10 protein-coding genes are annotated in these 10,829 nt (G+C 32.8%); 4 read left to right on the top strand and 6 right to left on the bottom strand.

Annotated elements, in window-relative coordinates; genetic code table 11:
• The first annotated feature begins 111 nt into the window (after positions 1-111).
• From V7056_RS14210 to addA, 4 genes are all read left to right on the top strand, one after another.
• Positions 112-753 (top strand): TVP38/TMEM64 family protein, encoded by a 642-nt coding sequence (locus V7056_RS14210; RefSeq protein WP_499702943.1) that lies wholly within the window; start codon positions 112-114, stop codon positions 751-753.
• 31 nt (positions 754-784) lie between these two features.
• On the top strand, positions 785-1,336 hold the full coding sequence (lepB, locus tag V7056_RS14205) for a signal peptidase I (RefSeq protein ID WP_499702941.1): 552 nt from the start codon (positions 785-787) through the stop codon (positions 1,334-1,336).
• Positions 1,337-1,401: 65 nt separating this feature from the next.
• Positions 1,402-4,905, top strand: a complete 3,504-nt coding sequence (gene addB, locus V7056_RS14200) for a helicase-exonuclease AddAB subunit AddB (protein WP_499702939.1) — start codon at positions 1,402-1,404, stop codon at positions 4,903-4,905.
• Complete coding sequence (addA, locus tag V7056_RS14195) at positions 4,898-8,614, top strand: helicase-exonuclease AddAB subunit AddA (protein ID WP_499702938.1); 3,717 nt, start codon at positions 4,898-4,900, stop codon at positions 8,612-8,614. Before addB ends, addA begins: the two co-directional genes overlap by 8 nt.
• Before the next feature lie 140 nt (positions 8,615-8,754).
• On the opposite strand, the gene V7056_RS14190 is transcribed toward addA, so the two are convergent.
• The 6 genes from V7056_RS14190 to V7056_RS14165 are packed head-to-tail and all read right to left on the bottom strand — an operon-like array spanning position 8,755 to position 10,645.
• Positions 8,755-8,970, bottom strand: a complete 216-nt coding sequence (locus V7056_RS14190) for a spore germination protein (RefSeq protein ID WP_087999945.1) — start codon at positions 8,968-8,970, stop codon at positions 8,755-8,757.
• A gap of 1 nt (position 8,971) precedes the next feature.
• Positions 8,972-9,355 carry a spore germination protein GerPE gene (locus tag V7056_RS14185; RefSeq protein WP_499702935.1) on the bottom strand — a complete coding sequence of 128 codons (384 nt, stop codon included), beginning with the start codon at positions 9,353-9,355 and terminating at the stop codon, positions 8,972-8,974.
• Between the two features lie 35 nt (positions 9,356-9,390).
• A complete protein-coding gene (locus V7056_RS14180; protein WP_087999947.1) occupies positions 9,391-9,567 on the bottom strand; it encodes a spore germination protein GerPD in 177 nt (58 codons plus the stop codon).
• 3 nt (positions 9,568-9,570) lie between these two features.
• The gene (gerPC, locus tag V7056_RS14175; protein WP_499702933.1) at positions 9,571-10,176 is read right to left on the bottom strand and encodes a spore germination protein GerPC; all 606 of its coding nucleotides are present in this window, start codon (positions 10,174-10,176) and stop codon (positions 9,571-9,573) included.
• Between the two features lie 36 nt (positions 10,177-10,212).
• Positions 10,213-10,410, bottom strand: a complete 198-nt coding sequence (locus V7056_RS14170; RefSeq protein WP_087999949.1) for a spore germination protein GerPB — start codon at positions 10,408-10,410, stop codon at positions 10,213-10,215.
• A 13-nt stretch (positions 10,411-10,423) separates the two neighbouring features.
• Entirely contained in the window at positions 10,424-10,645 is a 222-nt protein-coding gene (locus V7056_RS14165) for a spore germination protein (RefSeq protein WP_087999950.1), read from the bottom strand.
• Positions 10,646-10,829 lie beyond the last annotated feature (184 nt).

Below are 10,829 nucleotides of genomic sequence, written 5' to 3'. Positions count from 1 at the left end.
ACAAAAATAATCCTCATAATGATTTATTATTATTGAATAAATAGTTATATGTGATAATGTTAACAGTAAGGATACAATTTTGAAAAATGGCTTAAGGAGATTCACATTTAAATGAACGTTTATGATATAAAGTCTTTTTTTACAGAAGAACACTTTCTACATCTTATCGAACAATATAAAGACTATGGTCCGTTAATTGGAATATCAATACCTTTCATAGAAGCAATATTTCCAATACTTCCTTTAGTCGTTTTTGTTTTTGCAAATGCAGCAGCTTTTGGACCACTATTAGGATTTTTATATTCATGGATAGGATCATGCTTAGGTTCAATTTTATTATTTTATATTGTGAGAAAATTTGGTCAGAAACGATTTTTTTCTTTAATAAATAAACACAAAAAAGTTAAATCATCAATTAGATGGATTGAAAAAAGAGGTTTTGGACCAATCTTCATTATGTTTGCCTTTCCATTTTCACCTTCTTTTTTAATTAATATAGTAGCTGGTTTATCAAGAATGAATATATCTCAATTTCTAATCGCTTTAGTTTTAGGTAAATTTACAATGATTGCCATGATTAGTTACTTAGGAAAAGATTTAACAGCAGTGTTTGATAAACCAATCAAAGCATTGTACATAGGTATTTTTATTTTTGCATTATGGATCGTTGGAAAAGTGATTGAGAAACGCATGAACATCCACGAAAAATCAACTGAGAATCAAGGTATTCCTCAACCGTCTGACGAGCAATAATTTTATTATTTCTCTAAGGGAGCGAGCTACTATGTTTAAGAAACAAGTTTTTGACTGGGGTAAAGCCATCGTTTTAGGAGTTGCAATTGCCTTTATTGTACGTACTTTTTTATTTTCCACTTATGTAGTTGACGGAGAATCAATGATGCCGACTTTAAAAGATGGAAATCTACTGGTCATTAATAAGTTTGGTTACCAACTAGGTGACATTAAACGATTTGATGTAATTGTTTTTCATGCAAATGAAGAAGAGGATTATGTTAAGCGTGTGATTGGCTTGCCTGGAGACTCTATTGAATATAAAAATGATTATCTTTATATCAATAATGAAAAAATGAAAGAACCATATTTAAATGAGTATAAAAATGTCTTAAAAGGTGTGCCGTTTACTGGCGATTTTAGTTTGAATGAAATTACTGGTAAAACAAAGGTTCCACCTGGATATGTGTTTGTTGAAGGGGATAATCGACCTAAAAGCTATGATAGTCGATTGTTTGGTTTTGTAAAAATTGATAAAATTGTGGGGAAAGTTGATTTACTATATTGGCCACTTTCAAATATGGATACGAACTTTAACAAATAAGCTCCTTAGGGGGCTTTTCTTTATAAGTAAAAATAGAAAATAAATTGAAGGAGGTTACCTAAGATATGGCATTTCAGTTTATTTTAGGCCGAACAGGTAGTGGGAAGACACATACAATTATAAATGAAATGACTGAAAGAATGAAAAGTGAACACAGAAATATGATTTTAATTGTTCCTGATCAGATGACGTTTCAGATGGAATATGAGCTTGTTAAAAAACAAGAAAATAAAGCTTTATTAAACTCACAAGTATTTAGTTTTACACGTCTAGCTTGGAAGGTTTTACAAGAAACTGGTGGGATTAGTCGAATACACATTGGTGAAATAGGGATTTCAATGATACTCCGAAAAATCATTGAGGAACGAAAAGAAGACTTGAAGATTTTTCATCATGTAGCAGATCAGCAAGGCTTTTACAAAGACCTATCATCATTAATTGCCGAGTTTAAAGGTTTTCAAGTTTCATCGGAGGATCTAGTTTTAGCCATTGGAAAAATGGAAAATGAGTCTTCGACTGACAAAACATTTATTCAACAAAAAATTAATGATGTTCAAATCGTGTATGATGCTTTCTCTAACTATATGAAAGATAAGTATCTTGATTCAGAAGATTATTTAAATCTACTAATTCAAGAAATTCCAAAAAGTAACTACGTAAAAGATAGCATCATTTATATCGATGGTTATTATGACTTAGCACCTCAAGAGAGAAGTGTAGTAGAAACGTTAATGAATTATTGTCAAGATGTGAAGTTTGCATTGACGATTGACCGTCCATATGATGATTTATTACCTAACGAATTAGATTTATTTCATAAACCAGCTATTCTGTATCAGCAAATGAAACAAAGTGCATTAAGTAGTCATCAAACAATAGAAGCACCAGTCATCTGTCTTCATAATCAAAGAAGTAAAACGAATGCATTACTTCATCTTGAGGAACATTTTGATAGTAGACCGATTAAAGCATCTTTTGAAACAGATGGAATCGAAATAATATCTGCAACGAATAGAAGAGCAGAAGTACAAGCAGTAGCCAGAGATATTATCAAAAAAGTACGTGATGAAGGCTACCGATACAAAGATATAGCTGTTTTTCTAAGAAATGGAGAATCATATTCGCATTTACTTTCAACTATTTTCCATACTTATCAGATACCTATTTTTATTGAAGAAAAGCGTTCAATGATTACACATCCACTATTTACTTTACTTCAGTCAACATTTGATATAATTCAAAAAAATTGGCGTTACGAAGCTGTATTCAATGCTTATAAAACGGAGTTAATCTACCCGTATGAAAGTAATCCAAGCAAAAATAGAGAAAGACTGGATTTGTTTGAAAACTATTGTATTGCTTATGGGAAACAAGGAAAAAAATGGACAATAGATGAAGCTTGGCAATATCGAAAATACCGTTCTACGGATGGTATTAATAAAGGTGTTACGAATGAAGAATTAGAATTTGAACAACTAATTAATGGAGAACGTGATTTATTAGTAAAGCCAATTCTTACATTCCAACGTGAATTAAAGAAAGCTAGCAATGTGAAAGAAATGTGCATAGCTTTATTTCAGTATGTCGAGTCATTAGATATTTCTCGTAAGCTCCAACGATTAAAGGATGAAGCAGAAAATCGCTCAAACTTAATTGAAAGTAAAGATCATGAGCAAGTATGGAAAGGTTTCATTCAGCTATTAGATGAATGTGTTGAGTTAATCGGAAACGAAAAGCTTTCGAGGAAAACATTTTTTGAAATTCTACAGACTGGTTTTATCTCTCTTCAATTTGCAAATGTACCAGCTTCATTAGATCAAGTAAATATTGCTAATTTTGATCATTCTCGATTACAGCATGTGAAATGCGCATATTTAATTGGAATTAATGAAGGGATTATTCCAAGAAAAGTAAGTGAAGATGGATTATTAGGGGATGTAGCTAGAGAGTATTTACAATCTTTTGGGGTTGAAGTTGCGCCAACTAGTAAGCAGCAACTTTTCGTAGAAAACTTTAATATTTATGTTGGTATGAACCGTGCAAGTCAAAAGCTAATCATTACATATCCACTAACAAGTGACGATGGAAAAGTTCTTGCTCCATCGAGTATTGTGCAGAAAATGAAATCACTATTTCCAACTATTCGTACTCGTTTTGAGAGCGGTGAGTTATCATTCATTTCAGCCGAAGAGCAGCTTTCTTATGTCACGAACACTGAAACTGCAATCTCGAATTTGGTATCACAAATCCAAAACTGGTCAACCAATGTGTTTGAAAAGGATATGGATTTGTGGTGGTCACTTTATAATTTACTTCGCAGTCAAGATGAGGTAAAAGAGAATCTTTATAAAGTATTAAATAGTATTATCTATAGTAATGTTGCGCCAGACCTTGGTGAGGAATTAAGCACAGAACTATACGGTGAAGAATTAAAGGGTTCTGTTTCTCGAATTGAACTGTTTCATCAATGCGCTTATGCTCATTTTGCTCGTTATGGCTTACAGCTTCAAGATCGTGAAGTATACAAATTCGAAGCGTTTGATATGGGGCAGTTATTTCATAGTGCGCTAACAATTATTGGTGAGAATTTACTAAAAGAAGGAAAAAGCTGGAGCAATTTAACCAATTCTGAATGTGATGAGCTAGCAGCAAAAGTTGTAGATGAAATATCTCCTAAATTCCAACGTGAGATTTTATTAAGTTCAAATCGATATTTGTTCTTAAAGAGAAAGATGAAGGACGTTATTTCAAAGGTGTCTACAATTTTGAGCCAACAAGAAGTTGCGGGTCAATTTATTCCTATTGCACTTGAAGTTCCTTTTGGCACAGGCAAACAATTAAACTCATATGAACTTCCGATAGATCAAAAGAAGAAGATGGTATTGAATGGTCGAATTGACAGGATTGATAAAGCAACTAGTGAAAAAGGAGATTATTTACGAATACTAGATTATAAATCCACTAGTAAAGAGTTAAAACTATCTGATGTTTATTATGGATTAGCTTTACAGTTGCTCACATATCTTGATATAGCTGTTGCGAATTCAACAAATTTACTTGGAAGACCGGCTGATCCTGCAGGTATATTATATTTCCATGTCCAAAATCCAATTGTAGATGTAGGAAATAAGCATGATATAGATGAAATTCAAACAGAAATATTTAAGAAGTTTAAAATGAACGGTTTATTACTCGCTAATAGAGATAGCAATGTTTTAATGGATGAAGCCTTAATGGATGATGGTGGCTCATCTAATATTGTTCCTGTTTCTATTAAAAAAAGTGGAGAATATACAGCAAATAGTAAAACTGTCAATTTAGAACAATATCCGATGATGACAACTTATATTAAGCAAAAGTTTACACAAGCTGGAGAACAAATTTTTAAAGGATACGTTGAAGCAAACCCTTATCAGCAAAAAGATAAAATTCCTTGTACTTATTGCTCTTTTCAATCAGTTTGTCAGTTTGATCAAAATGTAAAAGGCAATGAATACCGTGTTTTACCTCCTTTAAAAGATGACGATGCATTACAAAAAATGATAGAGGCGGTGAGAGTCGATGAGTAAGGAAGAGACAAAGGCGGTCAAAACGAAATGGACAGCTGATCAACAAAAAGCAATTGATAAAGAGGGCTCCGATATACTTGTAGCGGCTGCTGCAGGCTCTGGAAAGACTGCCGTGTTAGTTGAACGTATGATTCAAAAAATAATACGTGATGAAAATCCGATTAATGTTGATGAACTACTCGTTGTTACATTCACAAAAGCAAGTGCACAGGAAATGAAAGAAAGAATTGGGATCGCATTAGAAAAACAGCTGGAGCTAAATCCAGGTTCTAATCATTTACGAAAACAATCTTCTTTATTGAATAAGGCGTCCATTTCGACGATCCACTCATTTTGTACTGAAGTAATTCGATCTAATTATTATTTATTAGAATTAGATCCTAATTTTAGAACAGCTGAAGAAGTAGAAATTAAACTTTTAATGGATGAAGTCTTAGAAGAATTATTAGAAGCAGAGTATAGTGATGAATCAAATGAACATTTCTTTGATTTTGTTGATCGGTATACAAGTGATCGAGATGACTCAGATTTACCATCATTAATTTTAAAACTGTACAGGCATGCTATTTCTAATCCATACCCAAGTGAATTCTTACAGTCATTCGTGAATCAATACGATGTAATTGGTAAAGAAGTTGATGAAATTCCTTTTATACAAGTGTTAAAGAAATATATTCAAGATGATTTAACTACTTGTATAAATGGTTATAAACAGGCACTAGAATTAATAAACAGCCCAGATGGGCCAGAAAAGTATGCCGATCTATTCACACAAGAATATTTTGCTTTAGAGTCATTGTTTCATGCTAGCGAATTATCATGGGAGGAAATTCAAAAAAGACTTCAAAACATTTCATTTAATCGACTCCCTACGATAAAGAAAACGGAAGGTGATCAACGTAAGAAGGAGCATGCAAAATCCTTCCGAGATAATGCAAAAACTACGATTGAGGATCTAAAAAGCAAATATTTTAGTCGAAGTATCGATGTTCATTTAAAACAAATACATGAGCTCAAGCCTTTGTGCGAGAAGTTAATTTCACTTGTTGAGCAATTTATCCGTTTATTTAAACAAGCTAAATTAGAAAATGGGATACTTGATTTCAATGATTTAGAGCATTATGCTTTAGAGATTTTAATAGAGAAAAACGAACAGCATGAGCTAATACCATCTTCAGTTGCGAAGGTTTATCAAGATAAGTTTTCTGAGGTTTTAGTAGATGAGTACCAAGATACAAACTATGTTCAAGAATCGATTTTAAGGCTAATTACTAGAGGAGTTGGTGCTTCTGGTAATTTATTTATGGTTGGAGATGTTAAACAATCAATTTATCGATTCCGTTTAGCTGAGCCGGAGTTGTTTATATCAAAATACAATACTTTTGAAAAAGAACAAAGTGGGAATACGGGTTTACGCATTGATTTATCTAAAAACTTCAGAAGTAGAGCAGAAGTGCTAGATGCGACTAATTTTATTTTTAAACAGATTATGGGTAGAGAACTTGGTGGAATTGAGTATGATGAAGATGCCATGCTAAAGCTTGGTGCAACTTATCCTGAATACTCAGACTGTACTTCTGAATTAGTACTATTAACGAAAGAAGATGAAGAGTCCATTCAAGATGAAAACGAAATGGTTGTAGAGGAAAAGCTTGAACGAATTGAAGCTAGATATGTTGCAAATCGAATGAAAGAATTAGTAGAAAGCAATTATTTAGTGACGGATAAATCAGGTGTTATGAGACCAGTTAAATTTAGTGATATGGCAATTTTAGGTCGCTCACTGTCTAATGCCGATTTATATATTGAAGAATGCAAGGCACTTGGAATTCCACTATATGCGGAAAAATCACGTGATTTATTTGAAACGATCGAAGTATCTGTATTTATTAATTTATTAAAATTAATCGATAACACAATTCAAGATATTCCTTTAGCATCTGTATTACGTTCGCCGATGGTTGGGTTAACTGAGCGTGACTTAACAATGATTCGATTAAACGGTAAAGGGTCATTTTATGATGCATGTCTTGCTTATCTCAACAATATCGAGAATATGAACCAACCATTAACGAATAAGTTAAACGATTTCTTTCAACAATTGACGAAATGGAAACAGCTAGTAAAAAGAGAATCCCTTTCAATTTTTATTTGGAAGGTCTTAAAGGAATCAACCTATTTTGATTTCGTTGGTGGACTACCAGGTGGGAAACAAAGACAAGCTAATTTAATTACCATATTTGACCGCGCTAAAGCTTTAGAAGAAACAAATTATAGAAGTTTATTTCAATTTTTACGTTTCTTAGATCGTATGAAGGATAGAGGCGAAGAATTAGGCGAAGTTCGTATGTTAAGTGAACAAGAAAATGTTGTACAAATGATGACGATTCATAAGAGTAAAGGTTTAGAGTTTCCAGTTGTATTTGTTGTGAATACGTCTAAACAGTTTAACATGCAAGATCTATCTGCAAAATTCATTTTACAAAAAGAGCTAGGACTTGGTATGAATTTTGTTCATCCGATTTATCGTACAACTAATAGTACATTGCTTAAGGAAACAATTAAGCGAAAAGAACGTGAGGAATTAATTTCAGAGGAATTACGTATTCTGTATGTTGCATTAACGCGTGCAAAAGAGAAGTTAATATTAGTCGGTAGAGTAAAAGATGTAGAAAAAACAATTGATCAGTGGCGAGAAATTGAAAATTATAAAGAATGGTTATTACCTTTAAATATAATTAGTGGGGCGAAGTGTTATTTGGATTGGATTGGACCTTCCATCATACGTCACGATTCAAGTAATGCGATCCGTTCCGAAGATGATTTATGGAATACAACAAATGAGATTCAATTTTATCCATGTAGATGGAGTTATTCAATTGTAAATGCATCTACTGTTCAAGCATTTGAAGGAGAAGAAGAGAAAACTAATAAAACAGCAGTTTATCAAGCCATTCAAAAGCATGAAGCAATTGAAGGACAGGGTGAGCAATATAAAGAGATTCTTGAAAGTAATTTAAACTGGAAATATAGCTTCGAACAGGCAACTTTACATCGTCCAAAGCAGTCAGTTACTGAACTGAAAAGAAAAATGCAAGAAGAAGATCCTTATACTCAAACGTTTCACTCATCTAAAAGCTTTCCTTTAGAAAGACCTAAATTCATGTCTGAACAGAAAATGAATCAGGCTGAAAAAGGGACAGCTACCCATGCAATCATGCAAAATATAGATTATCAGTTTGTTTCTACTATAAATGAAATACAGGAACAGATTGATCAAATGGTATTAAAAGAATTGATCACAAACGAGCAGGCTGCTGCTGTTAATAGCGCTGACATCTATCAGTTCTGTCAATCAAGATTAGGGATCATTGTTCAAAATGCTACTCAAAAAATGCGTGAAGTTCCTTTTAGTTACGGTGTGTATACTGATGAAATATATAAAGACTGGCAAGAAGAAAAAGAGATTGTCCTCGTTCAAGGAATCATAGATTTACTATTAATTGAGGGTGAAGAGGTTATATTAGTAGACTATAAAACGGATCGAACAAAATCTTTTACAAGTGCTGAAGAGTTGAAAACTGAAGCGATAAAGCGCTATGGAATTCAATTAGACCTTTATTCTAGAGCAATTGAAGCAAGTATGGATAAAAAAGTAACGTCCAAATTTTTATATTTCTTTGATGGTGGACATATCATTGAATTATAAAATGCTGATACAAATAAGAAGACAAAACGAAAAGGCAACTAATGAATTAGTTGCCTTTTTTTATATTTATTTTCGGGGGTAAACTCACGCCCCCATAATTTTTAAGATTGACCATATCCATAAAACTTAAATTCAAAAAATTATAGAGTAGCAACATCGTTTTGATCAGCAATATCTGCATCAATCGTATTTGTTGCACTTGCACCGTTAAACGTAGCAGGGATAAATCCCGTGTTACCCGAACCTGAACCATTATAAGCTTTTGTTGCTGACTTTGGAGAGATATTATTTAAATCTCCCGTATTTATATTTCCAGCATTTGTTTGGATGACGATTGCACCAAGAAATGTAGGCATATTAATTCTCCTTTCTATGAAGTGGTGGGGCAGTTTGAGGATATTGATCAAATTGCCTAATTTGACGTACTCTTGACATCATTGTTGCACTGTGAACCGATCCAACGACCGAAACACCAGATGTACTGATACCATTAAAGGTGATTCTTTGAACTTGGATAGTCGGATTCAAATTTACGCGATTTAATGTAACTGGATAAACAGGTTCATGAGATGGTTTCTTTTTATAATAAGGTATCATTTCAAATGGATCTTTTTCAAATTCAGTGAAATTTGCAGTTTGTTGTTGAACGGCAAGAGCGTTTGATTCAGCTGTAATGCTAAAAACATCACCAAATTGCAAGATGCTTGATGTGATAGCAGAATTAACTTCAAAACTTTCCACGGAAGCTAATCTAAAACGAGGATCAATCGTAAACATTAGCTAATTGATAAAGGAACAAATGGCCCAATAATTAAAGACTCTGGTGGTGTATCAAAAATTGAAGATAATGTAATGTTATGAGCATCTCCAATCAGAAATAAAGAAGACGATGAAACAGCTGCGAATTTAATTTCATCTACTTGTAAATTGCAATTTGTTACATTTAAATTCATTCCTTACCCTCCCTTTTGAATATTATTTGGTAGGTTATTTAAAAAAGCAGTATAAGCATTCTTTATATCTTGTAGCATATGCAAGGTAATTTCTTCGGCGTACTTCATTGGATTTTCGTCAAAATTAGGTCGATTTTTATAAAGATCTATATAATAAGGTAATCTGATATCCATTTGATTTCGGATATCATCAATCATCATTTGTCTGTAATAATCATCAACAGTACATCTTAACTCTGTCTCTAATTGATGAATTGTGGTAATCGCTTCTTTATCTAGATGATAATGAATTCGCTTCCCAATATAATCTTTTAATTCTTTTATTTGTTCATTTGATTTAATGGTAATTTGTTGATTTTCAACAGTAAGGTCATCAAAACTAGGAGCTTGTAATGGATTTAAACCGATACTGAGTGTGCCATTTAAATTTTCTACTTTTAATTGATCGAATTTGTATTCAATCTTTTCAATAGTAGTTTCTGGACGCTTAGCCAATTCTTCAACAGTTGCCTCAAGCTGTGCAACTCTACATTTAAGTTGATCAATTAATTGAGCTTGCTCAAATAGTAATTGTTCAATTTGGGCGTATCTTATTTCTAATTGATTCATTTCATTCCCTCGCTTTCAATTTGCAGCAGGAATTAGTTAAGTCGCTTGAGAAGTTGCAATAATTTGGCCGTCCTCTGATAAAATCGGTGCGGGTTCAGTATATTCTCCAGTATTATTCGTAACTGTTTTCGCGTTAATATTTCCTGAGGTACCTATTTGAAATACAGATGAGTTAACAATTCCACCTGTTTTTAGTTGATTAATGATTATTGTTTGATGTATATAGATGTTCATGTGACTCCCTCCTTTACATATTTCCAATCATTGGTTGGTCAATTTGATCTTGATCGTAAACATTCGAAATACTCTTGTTATTATAAACGGTAACAGAATCACCAGTATTAAAGGAACCAGCACCAGCATATGTCTGAGCAGTACTCATAGGTTTAATGCTATATGCGTCTCCGACATTAACGACAGCGCTACTTCCGATACTTACAATATTAATAACTCCAACATAAGCAGGCATGATTGTACACCCTTTGTTCTTTTTATGATTATGTATTATATGGCTAAATGACCCAAAACGTGATAATTGTGATAGAAGTCTAACTGTTTCATATTTATTTAAAGAAAAAAAATAAGCTAGTGCAATTAGAAATTAAATTCGTAATTGCAACTAGCTATTATGCTCTCTTTTTTGTAAATGTTGA

Origin of the sequence: Bacillus sp. JJ664 (assembly GCF_036962205.1) — a bacterium.
Classification (GTDB): domain Bacteria; phylum Bacillota; class Bacilli; order Bacillales; family Bacillaceae_G; genus Gottfriedia.
The sequence above is the reverse complement of the archived record's forward strand: the minus strand, read 5'-3'. Positions and strand labels throughout refer to the sequence as shown.

Excerpts from the sequence above, each read along its gene's own strand:
- V7056_RS14210 (WP_499702943.1), top strand. The coding sequence starts at position 112 with ATGAACGTTTATGATATAAAGTCTTTTTTTACAGAAGAACACTTTCTA.
- lepB (WP_499702941.1), top strand. The coding sequence starts at position 785 with ATGTTTAAGAAACAAGTTTTTGACTGGGGTAAAGCCATCGTTTTAGGA.
- addB (WP_499702939.1), top strand. The coding sequence starts at position 1,402 with ATGGCATTTCAGTTTATTTTAGGCCGAACAGGTAGTGGGAAGACACAT.
- addA (WP_499702938.1), top strand. The coding sequence starts at position 4,898 with ATGAGTAAGGAAGAGACAAAGGCGGTCAAAACGAAATGGACAGCTGAT.
- V7056_RS14190 (WP_087999945.1), bottom strand. The coding sequence starts at position 8,970 with ATGCCTACATTTCTTGGTGCAATCGTCATCCAAACAAATGCTGGAAAT.
- V7056_RS14180 (WP_087999947.1), bottom strand. The coding sequence starts at position 9,567 with ATGAATTTAAATGTAACAAATTGCAATTTACAAGTAGATGAAATTAAA.
- gerPC (WP_499702933.1), bottom strand. The coding sequence starts at position 10,176 with ATGAATCAATTAGAAATAAGATACGCCCAAATTGAACAATTACTATTT.
- V7056_RS14170 (WP_087999949.1), bottom strand. The coding sequence starts at position 10,410 with ATGAACATCTATATACATCAAACAATAATCATTAATCAACTAAAAACA.
- V7056_RS14165 (WP_087999950.1), bottom strand. The coding sequence starts at position 10,645 with ATGCCTGCTTATGTTGGAGTTATTAATATTGTAAGTATCGGAAGTAGC.